A 19417-nucleotide genomic window follows, 5' to 3' on the forward strand; every position below is an offset into this window, starting at 1 on the left:
GGCTGATTACTTCTCTAGCTCACTGCACATTTTTAAGTTGTGATGTTTAAGCTCGAAACTTTCGCAGTCAATCATCGATAACAGAGGCTGAAATTCAGCGGCTTGCTTAAGCTGTTTTCCCGCCTGTTTGGCATCGTCCATTGAACGCCAGTAAATGATGTCTGTCCACACATCGTCCGTCGCTTCGTGACTGAGTGAGCGATACAAAAAGCCCGGCAGATTCTTCACAAACGTTTGTGACTGCTTGGCGGCGGCGATCACGTCTTGCTCTGTTGTGCCTGCGGTTAGACGAAATTGCACAGTTTCGATAACGGTTTCCATATTGTGATTCCTTATTGGTTTTGGCGGATTGCCTGTTGAGTTCCAAATAAGGTTACGCGGATGGAATGTCAGAACATGTCAGTAGTGAAATCTCACTCATTTATCATCAATATGGTTATTTTTCTGGGCTGTTGTAACGATCCCAATAAGGTAAATCTGTGCCGAGTTTTTCGCTGATAAAATCGATAAAGGCTCTTACTTTCAACGGCATGTGCTTGCGCTCAGGAAAAACCGCATAAATGGCGTGTTCTGGTAGAGAATACTCTTCCATCACCGGTTTTAGATTTCCTGCAGCAAAGTCTCTCCCTGCAATAAATGTTGGCAGTTGCGCAATGCCCGAACCTCTCAACAGCAACTGGCGAATGGCTTCGCTGTTATTGACGATAAAGTTTCCTTTTGGAAGCACCTTGTATTCGCTGCCATTGTTGATGAACATCCATTCGACGCCGCCACGGAAATAGGAATAGCGCAGGCAGTTGTGACTGACTAAATCACTTGGTTTTTGTGGTGTTCCAAACTCCGCTAAGTAATCTGGCGAGGCACAAAGCACACTTTTACAAGGGGCGAGACGTTTTGCGATTAGATTGGAAGAGGTGAGTTCACCAATACGGATCCCCAAATCAAAACCGTCTTTAACCAAATCGACCATTTTGTCTTCGAGGTTTAAATCCACTTCAATTTTCGGGTAACGAGCGAGAAACTCGCTGATCAAAGGCGCGATATGCAGCACACCGAAAGACATCGGCACGGTAATTTTGAGCCGACCTTGTGGAGAGCCTTGCAGTTCCGATACCGCGTCCACGCCTTGCTGGGCCAGATTGAGCGCTTGAGAAGCGTACTCAAAATAGCGTTCTCCCGCTTCGGTCAGGCTCAGCTTACGCGTGGTTCGGTTAAGGAGACGAATACCCAAATCGTCTTCTAGTTGGTTGATGCGTTTGCTTATCGCCGATTTCGTCAGATTCAGCTGTTTGGCCGCAAGGGAAAAGCTGCCGCATTCGACAACAGCAACAAAAACGGGCAGGGAGGCAATCGCGTTCACATCAATCTCCTATCATCGTGAAGCATTTATTGTTGAGCACAAGGATACAATTAATTTCCAATTATAGAGATTATCTTCAAGAAGAAAACAATCTAGACTATGCATCAGTATTACGACCTTGATTTTGGGAAGAAGAAAATGAAGTACGATTGGATCCTGTTTGACGCTGACGAAACCTTATTCCACTTTGATGCTTTCAAAGGTTTGCAGCTTATGTTTTCTCGCAAAGGCGTAGATTTTACTGAACAAGATTTTGCTCATTACCAAACCGTAAACAAACCGCTTTGGGTGGATTACCAAGACGGCAAAGTAACGGCAGATGAGCTAAAACATAACCGCTTTACCGAGTGGGCTGAGAAGTTGAATACCACAACAGCAGATCTCAATAGCGCATTTTTAGAAGCAATGGCCGATATTTGCAGTTTGTTGCCAGGTGCAAAAGAGCTGATGGAAGCGCTGCAAGGCAAAGCTAAAATGGGCATCATCACCAACGGTTTTACAGAGTTGCAAGCAATTCGCCTTGAGCGCACAGGGATGACTGAGTACTTCGATAAAGTGGTGATCTCTGAACAAGTGGGCGTAGCAAAACCGGACTTAGGTATTTTTGAATACGCGATGCAGCAAATGGGCAACCCATGCAAAACGCGCGTACTGATGGTGGGTGACAACCTGCATTCCGATATTCTGGGTGGTAATAATTTTGGTATTGAAACTTGCTGGTTAAATACCACAGGCGCAAGCGTCGATGAGCGTATCGCACCAAATTACACCGTTGAGTCTTTGAGTGAACTAAAGAACATTTTGGTGGCGTAACCGAATCGGGTATTATTCCGCTGTAACCCTCAGAAAAATCAAGGAATAACCATGTCAGACATCAAACAGCTAGACAGCAAAGTCGTTTACCAGAATAAGTGGATGACGGTGCGTGAGGACAAAATTTTACGTCCGAGCGGCGCAGAGGGCATCTATGGTGTGGTCGACAAACCTGATTGTGCTGCGATTCTGGCTATCGATAACGGGATGATTCACTTGGTTCAGCAGTACCGTTACACCGTAGGTCAACGTTGTTGGGAGATCCCACAAGGGGCGTGGGAATCAAACCCAGATGCGGATCATCTTGAGCTTGCCAAAGGTGAGCTACGTGAAGAAACGGGCATGCAGGCGAGCGCCATGGCGTATGTCGGCGCGCAGTTTATCGCATACGGCTTTTTGAATCAGACATGTCACGTCTACTTCGCCAGTGACTTAACGGATGTGGGTAACCAACTCGACAGTGAAGAAGAGGATTTGATCACTCGCGCTTTTTCTGTTGAGGAGTTCGAACAGATGATGATCGACGGCACGATCAAAGATTGTGTCACCATCGCTGCTTATGGTTTGGCGAAGCTGAAGAAATTCATTTAGTTATCCATGACGATTTTTTAATAAAAACAGCGGTCTAGTGCCGCTGTTTTTAGTTTGGGTGAGCTCGTTGAGCCATCGCTTACTCGTCGATTTTCTTACCTAAAATTTCTACTTTCGCTTTCTTGGTCACTCCTGCGACTTGTAGCGCTGTGCTGCCAACCGATTCATAGTTCAACTCGATCTTGTCTAATTTCGCGTTATCTTTCGTTGGTAGGCTTAAGCTTCTTGATGACATGCCTTTAGTCAGAACCCCTAAGCTGTCGAACGTCTTTTCCTGACCATCTTTCATGATTACTTTAACGCTTTTCAGATCGACCGTACCTTGCGTACATTTGATTTTTATGTGGCTGAAACGAGCGTTAGCAAATGGTGATAGTGGATTGACTGTGTCGGTTTCCGATTTAAAACTGACGGTTTTATCTGCAATCTTGTCCCAATCGTTGTCTCCAGCAACCGATTGGAAAGAGGCTACAGCCGCTAAAAGACAGAGCGCGATGGTGTTGAACAGTTTCATAGCTTTTCCTTACCTTAGGTTTAGATATTCTGTTTAATCAGTTCGATGACGTGTGTGACTTCGTCTTGAGTTAAAGCCCCTTCTTTCACGAATAAAATTTCGCCTTGTTTATTTTGTACGATAATCGCAGAACTTTCTTGCTGCAGATCCCAAGTTGTTGCTAATTCGCCATTTTTGTCTAACACCATGGAAGACCAAGAGAATGTCTTTTTGCTGTCCTCTGCCGACGATTTTACAAATGTACCGGTTCCCCATATGGCGTCTTCTTGGTTGATCACGGTTGTGGTCTGATACTGATCTTCAGGAAAGTGAGCGGCAGTGATTGCTGACATCAGCGGCGCGTTCATCTCTTTGGCTTTACTACGACCTGCAATGGCTTGTATCACACGGACTTTGCCTAACATCTGCTGAGTTGCCCAAGGTTGATAAGCCACATCGTCTCCTTGCAGCGTCATTTCGCCATAGGTATCAATGCTGACGGATGGGGTAGTTTGACCGACAGAAAGGTTATGAGAGAAGGCGAGTGTCGGGGCGAGTGCGAGTAAGAGTGACAGAATAGATGGAGTTTTCATTGGGGGTTCCTGTAACGAAGTGAGGTTAGAGCGAATCAAAATAAGGGGCAAATACGATGCCCCTTATCGGATGTGGCGATTAGTTAGAAAGTACAACGCGCGCATTTAGCGGTTGCAGCGGACGATTGTTTTGTCCCATAACTTCCATCAGTTTCGCAGCTTGATCTTTGGATAAGGTTTGAGTGTCTTTAAGCACAAACCAGCGCACACCTTCTGAACATGGTGGTGTGGTTAAAGAGCCATTAAATCGATAGTAGTTTGCAGTTTTTGGCAGTAAGTCGTTAATCTCAAACGTATCTTTAAAGAACGTGGTTTGATTCTCTTGTGGGATTGCGCTGATCAGTTTAGACAGTGCTGCGTTTTGATCGCCAGCATCAAACATCACCGAAATTACCGCCAACTCGCCGTCTGCGTTGGCGTGCACAAAGTGCGCTTCAAGTGGATATTGGCGGCCTTTGATTTGGTTTTCTGAAGGTGTGTGGAAATGGAACTGTTGCAGCTCGAACGTCTCGCCATCGATGGTGAAGCTGTTACGTCCGTTCACTTGCGCTTGCAGCGTATGACCATTGTTGGTTAAACCAATGACCTGACCTGTGTACGAAAGGTTCAGTGCTTCCAGTTTTGCGTCGGCTGGGTTGTCGATGTTGATTGGGCTTTGGTTTTTCGTGGTTGCGCAGTCTTTGGCGATTTCTCCCCAGTGTTCTGGCCCGTGTTTGTCATTGCCATAGCCCCATTCCGAAGCCTGAGCTGCGCTTAGAGTGAGAAGTGAGAGTGAAAAAGCAAGTAGTGTTTTGTTCATAATAATGTCTCTGTTCGGTCGCTTTGATAAGCGTTGTTACAAGGCAATGACCTAGAGGTTTGATCACTGCCTGACAAATTAGAAACGGTGGCTGAGTTGGGCACCAATTAGGAACGCATTTGAATGGGTCACGCCCGTCACCATCGGTGCAGGAACACCTTCATACGCGTACTCTTCTACGTTGACATCTTCACCAATCAAGTACGTCATGCCGATGTCAACCGTGGTATCTGATGACCATTGGTAAGAGGCCCCCGCGGATAACCAGTGACGGTTCGAATCTGGGAAAGAAAGCGAAGTCAGCTCATCGACAGGTGTTTTGTCGAACATGTAACCCGTGCGAAGTGTCCAACGTTCATTGGCGTACCAAGTCGCACCGATGGAGTAGTGCGCGGAGTCTTGCCACTGAAAATCTTTTAGCAACTGATCATCAGCTTTCAAGTTGTCAAATGCTGACCAACCAATCCACTGCACAGAATAGTGCAGGGCAAATTTAGGTAAGACGCGGTGATAACCGGAAAACTCCGCAATATCCGGTAGCGGCATAGCAAGTGAGTCGTACGATTCGCCAGCAAAGTGGATGTCGCCCTTGGCATCAATGTTAGGGCTGTGCTTGTAGCTTAAACCTAAGCGATGACGCTCGTTAAACTCGTACATCATGCCAATGTTCGCGCCAAGCCCAATGCCGCCCGCTTCCACATCAAGTGCGTTGCCTTTTACGGCTCCGCAACGTTGTTCTAGTTCGTTTCCAAGTATGTTCCCACCAACGCAAACACCCACGTCCATATCGCGGTACAGCTCACCAGAGCCGTAAATCACATCAATACCACCACCGATACTAAAACGGTCGTTCACCTTGTATGCCAAGCTTGCGCCAAGGTTGACACTCGCTACGCTGGTGACACCGCCAAAAACAGGTGCGCCATAGTTTGGTTTAAACTCCATGTCGGTTCCGAAGTTGGAGTATGCCGATAAGCCTAGATACCAGTCGTCGTTGATAGGGTGAATAAAGTAAAAATTGGGTACAACGGCTGGTTGACCAACGCCATCGACGTCATCAATGTCGGTCACGGTTTGAGAGAAGGACGGGGTAATGTCAACTTGAGGGGACGGAGGAAAACCGCCCATACCAACATTGACATCTGCATTAATATTAGCTCGATGATATTGCGCATTTTTAACGGTAACGTCAGGTTTGACGTAAGTGACACCGAACGATAAGGCATTTTGTTTAAACAGCGTCATCGCTGCGGCGTTGCGGCTGACTACAGACGCATTATCACCAATGACGGCATCACCAGCAAAAGCACGACCAAGACCCGTCGCAGAATGTTCGTTAATTTGAAAACCACCGGCATACGCCGTCGAGGAGGCTAACCCGATTAATAAATAAATCGGTGAAAGAGTTAATTGTCGCTGCATGTTTTTCTCATGAATTAATTAGAAGTTGTATTGCAACGAAAATCAGTAAAATAAACAAATCTGACCAGTATATTTAGGGGTAAAACTAACAGTATGTTGACAATAAATAAATTTAACTTAATAAATATTTATTGGTGAATTTATTAATGGTTCATGTCGTGAATGTGGTGGTTATTTTACGTGTAAATTAAACTCAGAGCCTCTATTTTTATTTTTGCGGTATTACTTCTCTATTTTTATTGTGCTGACTGTTCCCTAACAAATAGAGGGAAATCCAGCGATAAAGTGTCCGTGATGGAAACTCTGAGTCATTTGTATTTCCATTGCATCCCAACGTTGGTAGTTCGAATCAGCAAGAGAACTATCGTTTAAACCCACATGACACACTCCTCTCGGTCTTACCTGTGTTATGTGGGTATTTTTTATTTAACTTGTCACTTAACCCTTCTTTAAATTCAATAATCAAAAATGACCATGATGAAATTTAAATGGATTGCATGTTGAATAAGTTTAGATTTTACTGGTTTTCTGGTATTTAAAAGTTTTGTTTATAATACTTATAACTTGAAATTTTGTATTTTAATTACTGTTCATCTATATTTAAATATAAAAGTAGACTCATATATATTAAAAAATGACCACGATATTTCGTGGCCATTTTTAATCATCAACATATTTATGATAATTAAGAGTTTAACCTATAAGAAAGTCTTATTAAAAGCGAAACTCTTCTAAGTTATTGCTGCTTTCCAACATTTTTTCAGCAACATAACGATGCGTGGCTGTGGTTGGGTGAGTCACATCCCAGAACACAAACTTATCTGCGCCAGATGCCGCACACTCAGAGCGTAATGAATGGGTGTACATGTAATCCACAGAAGATGAGCGGTTGATGTCCAGACAAGGATCACTTGCATTCACGAACCCGTGTTCTTCTGGTGCCGAGGTTAACGTCTCAAACAGCGCGTGCGTATCAAACAATGAAATGTTGTAACCTTGAGCTTTATAGTACATCGCTTGTGCTTTGATGAACTCGTTCATTTTCAATACTTTCGCGCGAATCGTTTCAATTTCTTCCTGCGTTGAGTATTTGAACTGTGGTGCTTTGGTTGCGTCTGGCAGTGTCATCAACATGAAGTTCTTCGCGCCCGCGTCTGTTAGACGAATCAGAGCTTCAGCGTAATCCGCTTTTACTTCCGGCACGCTACGGTTGTAGTTCATGAAATCATTTAAACCAAACTCCAACGTAAACAATGTGTTTGCTGGGTTGTAGTTTTTCGCCAGTTTTGTGTAGGTCAAGTAAGAAGAAACTTGTTCGCCGACACCTGTTAGCGCAATGTATTGGTTCTCACCTGCTGCGCCGCCAACTGCCCAGTTATAAAGCGGTAAGTTTTTGGCTTTAGCAACGTATTCCGTCCAAACAAAACCGTTCGAGAAGTGACCTAAGAACCAGCTATTCGGGTTAGGGAAGCGCCATTGGGAAGCGTTAAAGATGTTGCCTGTATCAGACAAGCTGTCGCCCAAAGCCACTACTTTGTTGATTTGATCTGGTTGCATTGCAGCATCATTGCTCCAGATCGTGTGGTTATAAGAATAGCGATTGTCAGCAGCAAAAAACGTAATGTCTGCGTTTTCGTTCGCCAGATCTAGTGTTTCTTCACAGCGCTGGCGAATCACGTTTTGTGAAGTGTTGGTGTAGAACATGTTTTTAAATGAAACAGAGCTCCACCAATAACCGTCGATAGTGAAGTCACTACCATCTTGGTTTTTTGCCCATTTCCAGTCGGTAGCCGCATCATCCTTAGAGTGGCTCGTACGATACCAGCAGCGAACGTAAGTATAGGTTTGATTTTCTTGCGTGCTGACCACTTCAGACGCAGAAACCATTTCTGGTGATAATGTTGGCTCCTCTGCAACGGCAGAGGCAAGCGGAAGTAATGCAGTTAATAGTGTGATTGTTTTTTTCATCATTCACTCTTCTTGTAATGGTTATGGTTCCGAATACGTGAATACGCTCGGCTATAACAGTATTTAGATGAGAATTTTTCTCACTAAACCTTCTAATTCTGAGTAAATACTCAAGACAGTCAACAACTAAATATTCAATATTTCAGTTTTGGCACCACGGTCAAAAAATCCATTCAGCATAGCAATCGATTAAATGTGTATTATTTAGAATAATTACTCACTAACATTAATTTAACATGCACTTTTTGTTAATTAAGTGATTGCTTTATAAGGTTTTGTTTATGCTTTTTGATGTTAACTAAAAATGTTTATTGAATGATCTTTTGTACAAAGTTGTATATTCATGAAACAAATTGTTTGGCATTTTTGGCCTATAAACTATAGCTGAAGCTCTCATGCGAACATCATAGTGATGACTTTTCATGAGAATATAGTGAATAAAAATTAGCTCAAATAAGGAATAGGGCAAATGCACTACACAACAAGTAAAAAACAAGGCTTATTTTCGTTGTCTGCCGTAGCGATAGCACTGACCACTTCTATGTCAGCGTTTGCGGCTCCACCAATGGGATTTGATGAATCTAAGTTACCGACGAAGTACATCGTCAAATTCAAAGAAGATGCAGTCAGCCGATCTTCAATGGGTGGTAACTCTTTTTGGGGACCACGAATCGCGCAGGAGTCTGTTTTACAACAGGTGAAGGCACGTAAGGTGGAAAAACTGGGTAATCGCGCCATTTACAGCGTTGAGTTGGATGGTGATGACTTAGAACCACTTCGTAATCGCAGTGATGTGGAATATGTCGAAGTCGATCCGCCTCGCTATTTGCTAAGCGAAACTACCCCGTGGGGTTATGAAGCGGTTAATGCTCAACAGTTAGATGACTTCAATGCTGGTAATCGCACTGTATGTATTATCGATTCAGGGTACGACATCTCGCACAACGACCTAAGCGGTAACCGTGTTGCAGGTACCAACGATAGTGGTACAGGCTCATGGAGCGATCCGGGTAACAATAACGCCCACGGTACTCACGTAGCAGGTACTATCGCAGCGATTGCCAACACCGAAGGTGTGAAGGGTGTGATGCCAAACCAGAATGTGAATTTGCACATCGTGAAAGTATTTAACGAATCAGGTTGGGGTTACTCATCTGGGCTTGTTAAAGCGATCCAAACGTGTGCAGATAATGGTGCCAACGTTGTGAACATGAGTCTTGGTGGTAGTCAATCAAGCCGAACTGAGCAAAATGCACTGCAAAACATTTACGATCAAGGTGTTCTGCTAATCGCCGCAGCTGGTAATGACGGTAACACCGCACACAGCTACCCAGCTTCTTACGATTCAGTTATGTCTGTTGCTGCTGTCGATAACCAAAATGATCATGCGGCGTTCTCGCAATCTACTGATCAAGTTGAGATCTCTGGCCCAGGTGTGGCGATCTTATCAACGGTTACGGTAGGCGAAGGTAAACTTTCTGATATTACCTTGAATGGCGTAAGCCAATTTGATCGCGGCATTGTCCCTCACAATCGTTTGATCAATAACGGCTCTTCGTATGTGCCAGATCCAATCGCTGGTTCAGTAACAGCAATGCTAGATAGCTGTGATGTATCTGGCGGTAACTTTAACTGTGGTGATATGTCGGGCAAAATTTGTTTGACTGAACGTATTGGCAACCAGTCTTCAGGTAACTACCCAGAAGTGGATGCGGTTCAGGCTTGTTACAATGCGGGTGCGCGAGCGGCAATCGTATACAGCAACTCGGAACTACCTGGTTTACAAAACCCATTCTTGGTTGACACAAACAACGCTTATCGCATGGTTTCGGTGACGGTTGACCGTGCATTTGGTCAAGAGTTGCTGGGATATGTAGGTCAAGAAATTACGGTTTCAACTACATCTGGTGAAGATTACGAGTACTACAATGGTACATCGATGGCAACACCTCATGTAACTGGCGTAGCAGGCTTGGTGTGGAGTTACCACCCAACGTGTACAGCAGCGCAAGTACGTAATGCCCTAGTTCAAACGGCAACAGACATTGATGTCGCTGGACGAGACAACCGCACAGGTCACGGCCTAGTGAATGCGGAAGCAGCGAAACTGTTCTTGGATGCGGGCTGTAACGGTCCTGACGGTGGCGGTAGCTCTTCGGATTCTAGCTTCTCAAACACCAGCCCTGTTGCGATTCCTGACAACAAATCTTCTGGTGCAATCAGCGCTGTAGATGTCGATCGCTCTGGTGATTCAGGTACAGTAAGTATTGACGTTGATATTAGCCACACTTACATCGGTGACCTACGAGTGACGCTAACTTCACCGACTGGTGGAGAAGTCGTGCTTCACGATAATACTGGCGGCAGTGCTAACGATATCAAAGCCACTTTCCAAGCGGATTTCTCTGGTTTTGAATCACAAGGTTCTTGGGAACTAAAAGCGGTAGACAGTGCCAGAAGAGACACAGGCACAATCAACAGTTGGACTCTGACTTTTCAATAAGGAGTGGCTATGAAGAAGTTGACCTTACTTTCTTTGTCTGCGGTGAGTGCTACCGCACTATTGGCAATCGGACTAAGCTCGGCCAGCTTGGCGAACAATCAAGGATTTCCGCTCGTGGATGAACGTTCTGAACAAGCTGAGCAACAACCTACGCGTTACTTTGTTAAGTATCACAAAGGGAAAGAGAGCGAAGTGAGAGCGCTTCTTCGTCAACATAACCTTAAAGTGGTTGATGCGTTGGTGAAGCAACAGGTACTGGTGGTGAGCGGCGAACAAGCGGACGTCGATAAGCTATCTGGTAATGAATCCGTTGAATACACCGAGCAAGAACCAACTAGAAAGTTGTTGTCTCAATAAGATAGCCTCAATATGAAAAACGCCCCTCACGTGAGGGGCGTTTTGTTTGAGTGCTTTTCCTGCTAGAGCCTTTGAGAGATGAATGCCGACGAGCCTAATTCTGCATTCATAAGAATAAAAGCTTAGCGCACAATCAGGCCAAGTAGGATACCTACAATGCCGAAGTCAGCATCACTGAATGTTGTGTTTGCAAAGCCAAGATCACCCAGTACTGGCATTAGGAAGACAGGTAGGAAAGTAATCAGTAGACCTTGTGCAAAAGCACCCAAGATTGCGCCGCGACGACCACCTGTTGCGTTACCAAATACACCCGCAGCCGCACCCACAAAGAAGTGTGGAACTACACCAGGGATAATCACAGTAAGACCCATCACGTAAAGTAGGAACATGCCCACTAGACCGGCTGCAAAGCTCGATAGGAAGCCCACCAATACCGCGTTTGGCGCGTATGGGAATACAACCGGACAATCCAGTGCAGGTTTTGCGTTTGGAACCAGTTTGTCTGAGATGCCTTTAAATGCAGGAACGATTTCTGCGATAACCATACGTACACCTTGCAGGATGACGTACACACCACCGGCGAAAGTGATGGATTGCATTAGCGCAAACATAGACCAATGTTTACCGCCACTGACTTCACGGACAAAATCACCGCCAGCGAACAAACACGTCACCACAAAGATGATGCCCATGGTGAACGAGATCGCCACTGGTGTATCACGTAGGAACAACAAGCTTTTAGGGACATTCATCTCTTCAGTAGAGTGTTCTTTGTTACCGAACTTGCTGCCAATAAAGCCAGCTAGCACGTAAGAAAGGGTAGAGAAGTGACCAATCGCAACGTCATCAGAACCTGTAACTTGCTTCATGTACTTGTGAGCGATCGCAGGGAAGAACACCATTACAGAACCCACAACCACAGAGCCAAGCGCGATCAGTGGAACACCTTTCATGCCGCTAGATGCCAGAATCGCTGCTACCATCATCGACATAAATAGTGTGTGGTGACCGGTTAGGAAGATGAATTTCCATGGCGTGAAGCGAGCGATCAAGATGTTCACTAACATACCGAAGAACATGATCATCGCCATCTCTTTACCAAACGCTTCTTGCGCGATAGAGACGATAGCTTCGTTGTTTGGAACCACGCCTGTAATGCCAAATGCGTGTTGGAAAATCGTCGCGAAGTCGCCTAGCGAGCTCACAACTAAGCCTGCACCTGCGCCAAGCACGATGAAACCAAGAATGGTTTTTACCGTGCCTTTAATGCACTCGGTGACTGGTTTTTTCTGGGCAATTAAGCCGATTAGAGCGATGAGACCGACCAGAACCGCTGGCTCTGATAGGACATCGTTCATTAAGAAACTGAAGAATTCCATAACGCCACCTTATAGAGCGCCAAGCTCTTGAAGTGCCACAGATAAACGCTCTTTCATTGCGACTTTGTCGACCATGTTATCAAGCGCTACGATACGTTGCTCAACGCCAATAGCTTCCAACTGTTCTGCAATGTCTTTTGTGCCGATGAAAATGTCGCAACTTGTGCCTTTTGCTGAGCCAAGATCGATGTGATCCACAGCGGCATTGACGTTCAATTCTTTTACGATGCTTTTGATGCTCATTTCCATCATTAGGCTAGTACCAAGACCGTGACCGCAAACAACCATAATTTTCATAATTCAGACCTTTTCTTTTTTATAGGGGGTATACCCATTTGTGAATGGGGTATGTCAGGAGTAAAACTTAGTATTTGTCGATGATCGCAAGAACATCTTCTTTGCTTTGAGCGTTGCAGATGGCCCCTACATGCTCTTCATTCATAAACAATTCCGCCAGTTTCGAAATCGCATCAACGTGGCTATTACTGTCCGTTGCCGCTAGCGTGACCAGCATTTTTACTGGGTCATTTTCTTCAGAGTTAAAGTTGACGCCGTTTTGGATCACCGTGATCGCCAGTGATAAACGGTTAACGCCATCTTCAGGGCGAGCGTGTGGCATCGCCATGCCAGGACCTACCACGTAGTAAGGGCCAAGCTCTTCGTGCGAGCGGTAAATTGCTTCAACGTAACTTGGTTCTATCGCGCCATTTTCAATCAAAGCTTCACAAGATTTGCTGATCGCATCTTTCCAGTCGGTTGCGTCAGAATGGATGCGAATGACATCAGAGGTAATCAGTTCACGTAGCATTGGAATGTTTCCGATTTGTTGTTTTGTTGCTGCGTACTTTATCGATCAATTTGCCATAAAAACCTGAGAGCGATCACAAATGGTAGCGCTATCTGATAGCGCTACCATTAATTGTGATAGCGCTATCATTTTTATCAGGCATCGAAGTTTCATGTGCTGGTGTTCGAGTTCTAATGCGCTAATATCAAAACCATTAAAGCGCTGTGATAAGATGTCGCAGCTGAAATTAGAGAACATTAAATAAAAACAATGAGCGAACCTCGCAAACGAAGAAGTACCGGCAATGTCACCTTGGCGGACGTCGCTAAAAAAGCCGGCGTAGGCACGATGACGGTGTCGCGAGCATTACGAACGCCCGAGCTAGTATCTGACAAGCTGAGAGAAAAAATTCAACAAGTGGTTGATGAGCTCGGCTATATCCCGAACAAAGCCGCAGGAGCACTCGCATCTGCAGAAAGTTATTCCATCGCTCTTATCATTCCGTCACTGTTTGAAAAAGCATGCGCGCATTTCTTACCAAGCTTCCAACAGGCGTTAAACAAAGCGGGTTATCAATTATTACTGGGTTACAGCGACTACTCGATTGAGCAAGAAGAAAAGTTGCTTTCGACCTTTTTAGAGAGCCGTCCTGCGGGCGTTGTACTGTTTGGAAGTGAGCATAGTCAGCGAACGCATCAACTGTTAGAGGCGTCAAATACGCCAGTGTTAGAGATTGCCGAACTGAGCTCAAAGGTCAGTTATCTCAACATTGGCGTGGATCACTTCGAAGTGGGTAAGGCCTGTACCAGACACCTGATTGAACAAGGTTTTAAGAACGTTGGTTTTATTGGGGCGCGCGGGAATCACTCGACGTTGCAACGCCAGTTACACGGTTGGCAAAGCGCAATGATTGAAAACTATCTCACCCCAGATCATTTTCTAACGACTCATGAAGCGCCATCTTCACAATTGGGTGCGGAAGGATTGGCGAAGTTATTGCTGCGCGATTCAAGCTTGAATGCTTTGGTGTGTAGCCATGAGGAGATAGCAATTGGTGCGCTCTTTGAGTGCCATCGCCGCGTGCTCAAAGTCCCGACCGACATTGCCATTATTTGCCTTGAAGGTTCTTCTATGGGGGAGCATGCTTACCCAAGTTTGACATCGGCAGAATTTGATTACGAGCGCATGGGCACCAAGGCGGCAGAAAAACTGTTGCATGCCATCAAAGGTGAGCCAGAAGAACGGCCAACCAGTATGGGCTTTAAGCTAAAGCGTCGAGCAAGTACTGCGATTAACTGACACTTCCTCTTTCCATAAATGTAAAAAGCCTCTCAATATGGAGAGGCTTTTTACATTCTGAATTCGCGAGCGAAAACTACGGACGTTCGCCCGCGGCTAGGCGTTGTTCGATATCTACGATCACCTCTGGCAGATCGGAGATGGTGTCGATTAAGTAGTGAGGTGCACTCTTGATAAACTTCGCGCGTGCTTTTTCACGAGCTTTCTCTAAGGTTGCTTCGTCTGCAGCTTGGTATTCTTCAAATGTCAGACCCGCTTCGTTACCAGAAAGCAGCAGACCTACCGTCCACATGCCCGCATTGTGACCTTCAAAGATGCCTGGTGCTGAGTCGTCCACTTTGACGCATGCTTTAACGTCGGTTACACCAAGCTCAATCACGTTTTTCAGTGCCATAAACGGCGCAGGGCGACCACCTTGTGGCAGATCGTCTGTCGCGACAACGTAATCTGGTTGGTAGCCGTAATCCGCCGCAACTGGAATCAGTACATCCATTACTTCGCGAGGGTAACCCGAACAAGAACCGATCTTGATGCCTTTGTCTTTCAGACCGTTTACCACTTCAACTGCGTTGAGGATTGGTTCTGCGTGGTCAGCCACTTTTGCTTTTTGCAGAGGCATAAATGCCGCATAGATAGCGTCGATGTCTTCGCTGGTCATTGAGCGCCCAAACTTCTCGTTCCAACGCTTATCAACCGCAGGAATGCGACCCACAGCTTGGATGTGGTCCCACTTACCAAGCCCCATTGGTTCACGCGCCTCTTCAAGGTCGATATCGAAATCAAAGCCTTGCTTGAACGCTTCCACAAAGATGCTGGTTGGCGCGAAAGAGCCGAAATCGACGATAGTGCCAGCCCAGTCAAAGATCACTGCTTGAATTGGTGAGTTGCTCATGTTCAATCCTTTTTCTTGCTTGCCAGAGCGCTTGCCCACTCGTTGGAACCGCGCTCTGAATAAATTGGTTTTGTTGAGGTCTATTGACCCTAAAAGTAGTTAAAGTCTTTACACACTTTGGCGATGGCTTCTTCGAAGATCGCCAACGCTTCTGTTAGTTGTTCGCGGGTGATGATCAGCGGTGGGCTGAGTTGAATCACATTGCCTTGCGATACCTTGAAGCTCACACCATTGTTGAGGCATTGGTACAACACAGCTTCCGCTTCGTCATACGCGCGTGCCTTGCTTTCGTGGTCAGTGACCAACTCAATACCCCACAACATGCCAATGCCACGAACATCACCAATCACAGGGTACTTGGCTTTCATCTCTAGCAGCTTTTCACGCATGAACTGGCTGTCGGCTTTGGCTTTATCTAGCAAGCCGTCTTGCTCAATGGCTTCCATGGTTGCCAGTGCCGCAGCACAACCGATAGGGCTTTTCTCATGAGTGTAGTGACCCATGGAGATTTGCTCGGCGGTGTTGTATTTGTCTTTGGTTACCATGGCTGCGATAGGCACTAAGCCACCACCCAAACCTTTACCGATGCAGAGCATATCTGGCTCGATGTCGTAAGCTTGGAAGGTAAACCATTCACCGCTACGACCCATACCGTTAGGGATGTCGTCGATGATCAGCATGACATTGTGTTTGTCACAGATTTCACGGATGCGTTTCCAGTAGGCTTTACTCGGTACTTGTACGTCGGTATTACGAACCGCTTCTGCGATAAATGCGCCCACGCCGCCTTCTTTCTCAATCACGTATTCAAGGTAGTCGGCGTAGTGCACGTCGCTGCCGTCTGCGACAGGGAAAGCACCTCGGTAAGATACGGCTGGTGGAATGCGCTCAACACCTGCCATTAGTGGTCCCATGCCTTGGCGGAAACACGCTTCGCCACCTACTGAGATGGCATCCAATGATGCGCCGTGGAAGGAATCCCACAGAGACACCACCTTGTAGTTGCCCGTGATGTGGCGCGCTAGTTTAAGTGCCATGCCAACCGCAGATGTGCCACCCGGAGCAAACAACACACGGTTCAATTCGCCGCCACAGATTTGGGTGAGTTTTTCGGCACATTCAATCGCGGTCTCGTTGGTAAAACGACGTGGTGAAAACGGCAGTTTGGCAATTTGATCTTGCACGCGTTTAATCACATGCGGATGACCGTAGCCCAGCTGATGGACGTTGTTGCCATGGAAGTCCATGTACTTTTTGCCGGTAGCATCTTGGATGTAGATGCCTTCCGCTGCTTCCAAGGTATCTAAGCAAGGCGTCGACATAGCTTGATGAAGAAAGACCTCGGAATCGCGCTTCAATAATGCTTGCGTGCGTTCGTCGTCCATCGACGCATTCCAAGCTTGGCGCGCCGGTGTCGTGTTGACATCGCCTTCACTACGAGAATGGGTCGGTTTGATATTCTGAGTCATAACGCTCTCTCAATCAGAAGGCTGCTTTAAGCAACTTGCCAGTACATCGCTTTTTCAATCGCACCGATTAAGCGCTCGATATCTGCTGGGTAAACTTCACCAATGTTGCCGATACGGAAGCAGTCTGCGTTTGATACCTTACCCGGATAAATTACAAAACCTTGCTCTTTCAAACGTGTGTAGAACGTTTTGAATTGGTAATCACTGTGAGTCGGAGAGTAGAAAGAAGTGATGATTGGCGAGTGAAGATCATCACTCAGTAGTGGCTCAAACCCCAAAGAACGCATACCTGCAACCAGTGTTTTCTGGTTAGTTTGGTAACGGTTGTGACGAGCCTCAATGCCGCCTTCTTGTTCCAGTTCTAACAATGCTTGATAGAAAGCGCGAACCGTGTGCGTTGGAGATGTAAAACGCCATTTACCGTGGTTCACTTCCATGCAGTGCCACTGGTCGTAAAGATCAAGGCTCAAAGAACGTGCCTGACCTTGGCACTTTTCGAGCTCAGTTTGTTTTGCAATCACAAAGCCAAAACCCGGCACGCCTTGAATACATTTGTTCGCTGAGCTGATCATAAAATCGATACCTAGCTCAGCTATATCGATAGGAATGCCACCAAAGCTCGACATGGCATCGAGAATCACCACTTTACCGTGTGCTTTTGCCGCAGAAGCAAATGCCTCAATTGGGTTCAGCATGCCAGTGGTTGTCTCACAGTGAACAATTGCCACGTGTGTGATAGCAGGATCCGATGCCAATGCAGTTTCCACCTCGTTCAAGTGTGGCTGTGATGTTTCGCCTGGGGAAACTACATGGCATGGAATATTTAGGTAATCAGCGATCTGAGCGATACGCGCACCGTAAGCACCGTTGTCGACTACCAACAACTTTCCATCTTTGTCAATGGCGCTGCCAATCGTCGCTTCTACTGATGCGGTGCCGCTACCTTGCATTAGTACGCTGGTGTAGCCGTCTTGCTCCGTCGCCAGTTTTACAAGCTTAGTGCGGATCACTTCTACAATGTCTTTGTTGTATTCATCATCCCAAGTACACCAGTCTTTTAGCATGGCTTCACGTACTGTTTCAGAAGTAGATAGAGGACCTGGAGTCAGTAGTAGGTATTCGTTTTTCATCTCGATTTCCATCAGAATAGGCTAATTGGTCTACACCAAATTTCGAGTTCACTCTAGCGAGGAAGAAAAGGGCAGTAAATAGGCGAATATCCAATTTCATAAAACTTTAATATCCAGAAAAAGGCGGATCAATTGAACGATTATTCATCGCAAATTTTCGTAAAACTGCCATTTAATGGTCATAATTTCGTCACAAAGGCTCAGTAGGGTGTATACCAGTCAACTGGTACAGACCAAATGAAAACTTAGCCAAATTAACTGGAGAAAATGATGAAAAACCGTTTGATGAAAGGATCGCTGGCTGCACTTGTCTCTCTGCTAGCTACGAATGCAATGGCAGCACAGGAAGTCACGGTTTACACCGCTTTCGAAACTGACATTCTTGCTAAATACAAGTCTGCGTTTGAGAAAGATAACCCAGATATCAAGATTAAGTGGGTTCGCGATTCAACCGGTATCATGACGGCGAAATTGCTGGCAGAAAAGAACAACCCTCAAGCGGAAGTGGTTTGGGGGCTTGCTGGCTCGTCAATGGCACTGCTTAAAGATGAAGGTCTTCTTAAGCCTTACACACCAAAAGGTTTGGAAGAGCTGCATGCGAACCTAAACGACCCTCAATCAAACCAAGCTTGGTTTGGTAACGATGCGTTCTTTAACGCAGTTTGTTTCAACGAAGCGGTAGCGAAACAACTTAACCTACCGAAACCAACGTCTTGGGAAGACTTAGCGAAGCCGGTTTACAAAGGTCACATTGCAATGCCTAACCCAGCTTCTTCAGGCACTGGCTACATGCAGGTTTCTGCTTGGCTACAAAACATGGGTGAAGATCAGGCATGGAACTACATGCGTGACCTAGACAAAAACATTGCACACTACACACATTCTGGCTCTAAGCCATGTGTCCAAGCGGGCATGGGTGAAGTGGCTATCGGTATTTCGATGGCGAGCCGCGGCGCGAAGCTGAAAACACAAGGTGCACCACTTGCGGTTATCACACCTAAAGGTATCGGCTGGGAATCAGAAGCCGTTGGCCTAGTAAAAGAGTCTGATGCCGCGAAGCGTGTTGTCGACTGGTCAATCTCTAAAGCAGCAAATGAGCTTTACGTAGAAATGTACCCAGTGGTTGCACATAAAGAAGTGAAAGCGACCGTATCTAACTTCCCGAACGTTCAAGAGAACATGGCGAAGATGGACTTCGCGCAAATGGGTAGCAAGCGTGCAGAAATCTTAGCGACATGGTCTGAGAAATTTGACGCGAAATCAGAGCCAAAGTCTTAATTGAATTTGCTCTAATTTGAATGCTGAAATCCACCTCGGTTGAGGTGGATTTTTTGTTTTCCCTCTTATTTCAGAGTTCGCTACAAGTAGATTCCTAGTCTCACCTAGGTTCGCTGGAATGACGGACTTGAGAAAGTTGGGTACTTCTATCAGCACTCACCACGTCATTCTCGAGAGCGACGGAGGAGTGAGTCGGGAATCTCTAATTACCACTTAAACAAACCTCATCTCCCTTCATCTATTTGTCATCTTCTGGCTATAAATTTGTCATTGGAACGTAACAC

General features: G+C 45.9%; 19 protein-coding genes. 6 read left to right on the forward strand and 13 right to left on the reverse strand.

Features of this window, described 5'->3' with window-relative positions; translation table 11 throughout:
* Positions 1-6 precede the first annotated feature (6 nt).
* Positions 7-321, reverse strand: coding sequence for a hypothetical protein (locus CBX98_RS07150; protein ID WP_029861917.1), 315 nt, complete (start codon positions 319-321; stop codon positions 7-9).
* A gap of 115 nt (positions 322-436) precedes the next feature.
* Complete coding sequence (locus CBX98_RS07155) at positions 437-1360, reverse strand: LysR family transcriptional regulator (protein ID WP_005384329.1); 924 nt, start codon at positions 1358-1360, stop codon at positions 437-439.
* Between the two features lie 138 nt (positions 1361-1498).
* Here CBX98_RS07155 and yjjG point away from each other — a divergent pair, with 138 nt between their 5' ends.
* Both yjjG and CBX98_RS07165 read left to right on the forward strand, forming a co-directional pair.
* Entirely contained in the window at positions 1499-2173 is a 675-nt protein-coding gene (gene yjjG / locus CBX98_RS07160) for a pyrimidine 5'-nucleotidase (RefSeq protein WP_029800868.1), read from the forward strand.
* A gap of 51 nt (positions 2174-2224) precedes the next feature.
* A complete protein-coding gene (locus CBX98_RS07165; RefSeq protein ID WP_020834877.1) occupies positions 2225-2764 on the forward strand; it encodes an NUDIX hydrolase in 540 nt (179 codons plus the stop codon).
* A 79-nt stretch (positions 2765-2843) separates the two neighbouring features.
* Here the strand turns inward: CBX98_RS07165 and CBX98_RS07170 are convergent, their stop codons facing one another.
* The 5 genes from CBX98_RS07170 to CBX98_RS07190 form a co-directional block, all read right to left on the reverse strand.
* Positions 2844-3278: a hypothetical protein gene (locus tag CBX98_RS07170; RefSeq protein ID WP_005393700.1), complete on the reverse strand. Its 435-nt coding sequence runs from the start codon at positions 3276-3278 to the stop codon at positions 2844-2846.
* Between the two features lie 20 nt (positions 3279-3298).
* Positions 3299-3850 carry a YtfJ family protein gene (locus tag CBX98_RS07175; RefSeq protein WP_109168853.1) on the reverse strand — a complete coding sequence of 184 codons (552 nt, stop codon included), beginning with the start codon at positions 3848-3850 and terminating at the stop codon, positions 3299-3301.
* Between the two features lie 79 nt (positions 3851-3929).
* Complete coding sequence (locus CBX98_RS07180) at positions 3930-4649, reverse strand: carbonic anhydrase family protein (protein WP_005393702.1); 720 nt, start codon at positions 4647-4649, stop codon at positions 3930-3932.
* 78 nt (positions 4650-4727) lie between these two features.
* Complete coding sequence (locus CBX98_RS07185; protein ID WP_109168854.1) at positions 4728-6071, reverse strand: outer membrane protein transport protein; 1344 nt, start codon at positions 6069-6071, stop codon at positions 4728-4730.
* 714 nt (positions 6072-6785) lie between these two features.
* Complete coding sequence (locus CBX98_RS07190; RefSeq protein WP_005395362.1) at positions 6786-8042, reverse strand: type 2 secretion system lipase; 1257 nt, start codon at positions 8040-8042, stop codon at positions 6786-6788.
* A 466-nt stretch (positions 8043-8508) separates the two neighbouring features.
* Between CBX98_RS07190 and CBX98_RS07195 the strand changes: the two genes are divergently transcribed.
* Positions 8509-10542 (forward strand): S8 family serine peptidase, encoded by a 2034-nt coding sequence (locus CBX98_RS07195; RefSeq protein WP_046873865.1) that lies wholly within the window; start codon positions 8509-8511, stop codon positions 10540-10542.
* A gap of 9 nt (positions 10543-10551) precedes the next feature.
* Complete coding sequence (locus CBX98_RS07200; RefSeq protein ID WP_005395359.1) at positions 10552-10899, forward strand: hypothetical protein; 348 nt, start codon at positions 10552-10554, stop codon at positions 10897-10899.
* Between the two features lie 122 nt (positions 10900-11021).
* Here the strand turns inward: CBX98_RS07200 and CBX98_RS07205 are convergent, their stop codons facing one another.
* From CBX98_RS07205 to CBX98_RS07215, 3 genes are all read right to left on the reverse strand, one after another.
* The gene (locus tag CBX98_RS07205) at positions 11022-12278 is read right to left on the reverse strand and encodes a PTS ascorbate transporter subunit IIC (protein ID WP_047007992.1); all 1257 of its coding nucleotides are present in this window, start codon (positions 12276-12278) and stop codon (positions 11022-11024) included.
* A gap of 9 nt (positions 12279-12287) precedes the next feature.
* Entirely contained in the window at positions 12288-12575 is a 288-nt protein-coding gene (locus CBX98_RS07210; protein WP_109168855.1) for a PTS sugar transporter subunit IIB, read from the reverse strand.
* Between the two features lie 67 nt (positions 12576-12642).
* Positions 12643-13086: a PTS sugar transporter subunit IIA gene (locus tag CBX98_RS07215; RefSeq protein ID WP_109168856.1), complete on the reverse strand. Its 444-nt coding sequence runs from the start codon at positions 13084-13086 to the stop codon at positions 12643-12645.
* Positions 13087-13335: 249 nt separating this feature from the next.
* On the opposite strand from CBX98_RS07215, the gene CBX98_RS07220 reads away from it, so the two are divergent.
* Positions 13336-14364, forward strand: a complete 1029-nt coding sequence (locus CBX98_RS07220) for a LacI family DNA-binding transcriptional regulator (protein ID WP_109168857.1) — start codon at positions 13336-13338, stop codon at positions 14362-14364.
* A gap of 76 nt (positions 14365-14440) precedes the next feature.
* On the opposite strand, the gene phnX is transcribed toward CBX98_RS07220, so the two are convergent.
* From phnX to phnW, 3 genes are all read right to left on the reverse strand, one after another.
* Positions 14441-15256 (reverse strand): phosphonoacetaldehyde hydrolase, encoded by an 816-nt coding sequence (gene phnX / locus CBX98_RS07225; protein ID WP_047007994.1) that lies wholly within the window; start codon positions 15254-15256, stop codon positions 14441-14443.
* A gap of 89 nt (positions 15257-15345) precedes the next feature.
* On the reverse strand, positions 15346-16725 hold the full coding sequence (locus CBX98_RS07230; protein ID WP_109168858.1) for an aspartate aminotransferase family protein: 1380 nt from the start codon (positions 16723-16725) through the stop codon (positions 15346-15348).
* Between the two features lie 26 nt (positions 16726-16751).
* Complete coding sequence (phnW, locus tag CBX98_RS07235) at positions 16752-17855, reverse strand: 2-aminoethylphosphonate--pyruvate transaminase (RefSeq protein WP_109168859.1); 1104 nt, start codon at positions 17853-17855, stop codon at positions 16752-16754.
* A gap of 267 nt (positions 17856-18122) precedes the next feature.
* Here phnW and CBX98_RS07240 point away from each other — a divergent pair, with 267 nt between their 5' ends.
* Positions 18123-19133, forward strand: a complete 1011-nt coding sequence (locus tag CBX98_RS07240) for a putative 2-aminoethylphosphonate ABC transporter substrate-binding protein (RefSeq protein WP_109168860.1) — start codon at positions 18123-18125, stop codon at positions 19131-19133.
* Positions 19134-19417 lie beyond the last annotated feature (284 nt).

Source organism: Vibrio sp. T9 (assembly GCF_003123985.1).
Classification (GTDB): Bacteria; Pseudomonadota; Gammaproteobacteria; order Enterobacterales; family Vibrionaceae; genus Vibrio; species Vibrio diabolicus.

Bases quoted from the DNA above. Each gene is read 5' to 3' on its own strand.
- CBX98_RS07175 (WP_109168853.1), bottom strand. From the start codon at position 3,850: ATGAAAACTCCATCTATTCTGTCACTCTTACTCGCACTCGCCCCGACA.
- CBX98_RS07150 (WP_029861917.1), bottom strand. From the start codon at position 321: ATGGAAACCGTTATCGAAACTGTGCAATTTCGTCTAACCGCAGGCACA.
- CBX98_RS07230 (WP_109168858.1), bottom strand. From the start codon at position 16,725: ATGACTCAGAATATCAAACCGACCCATTCTCGTAGTGAAGGCGATGTC.
- CBX98_RS07215 (WP_109168856.1), bottom strand. From the start codon at position 13,086: ATGCTACGTGAACTGATTACCTCTGATGTCATTCGCATCCATTCTGAC.
- CBX98_RS07190 (WP_005395362.1), bottom strand. From the start codon at position 8,042: ATGATGAAAAAAACAATCACACTATTAACTGCATTACTTCCGCTTGCC.
- CBX98_RS07205 (WP_047007992.1), bottom strand. From the start codon at position 12,278: ATGGAATTCTTCAGTTTCTTAATGAACGATGTCCTATCAGAGCCAGCG.
- CBX98_RS07180 (WP_005393702.1), bottom strand. From the start codon at position 4,649: ATGAACAAAACACTACTTGCTTTTTCACTCTCACTTCTCACTCTAAGC.
- yjjG (WP_029800868.1), top strand. From the start codon at position 1,499: ATGAAGTACGATTGGATCCTGTTTGACGCTGACGAAACCTTATTCCAC.
- CBX98_RS07170 (WP_005393700.1), bottom strand. From the start codon at position 3,278: ATGAAACTGTTCAACACCATCGCGCTCTGTCTTTTAGCGGCTGTAGCC.
- CBX98_RS07165 (WP_020834877.1), top strand. From the start codon at position 2,225: ATGTCAGACATCAAACAGCTAGACAGCAAAGTCGTTTACCAGAATAAG.
- phnX (WP_047007994.1), bottom strand. From the start codon at position 15,256: ATGAGCAACTCACCAATTCAAGCAGTGATCTTTGACTGGGCTGGCACT.
- phnW (WP_109168859.1), bottom strand. From the start codon at position 17,855: ATGAAAAACGAATACCTACTACTGACTCCAGGTCCTCTATCTACTTCT.
- CBX98_RS07220 (WP_109168857.1), top strand. From the start codon at position 13,336: ATGAGCGAACCTCGCAAACGAAGAAGTACCGGCAATGTCACCTTGGCG.
- CBX98_RS07200 (WP_005395359.1), top strand. From the start codon at position 10,552: ATGAAGAAGTTGACCTTACTTTCTTTGTCTGCGGTGAGTGCTACCGCA.
- CBX98_RS07210 (WP_109168855.1), bottom strand. From the start codon at position 12,575: ATGAAAATTATGGTTGTTTGCGGTCACGGTCTTGGTACTAGCCTAATG.
- CBX98_RS07185 (WP_109168854.1), bottom strand. From the start codon at position 6,071: ATGCAGCGACAATTAACTCTTTCACCGATTTATTTATTAATCGGGTTA.
- CBX98_RS07240 (WP_109168860.1), top strand. From the start codon at position 18,123: ATGATGAAAAACCGTTTGATGAAAGGATCGCTGGCTGCACTTGTCTCT.
- CBX98_RS07195 (WP_046873865.1), top strand. From the start codon at position 8,509: ATGCACTACACAACAAGTAAAAAACAAGGCTTATTTTCGTTGTCTGCC.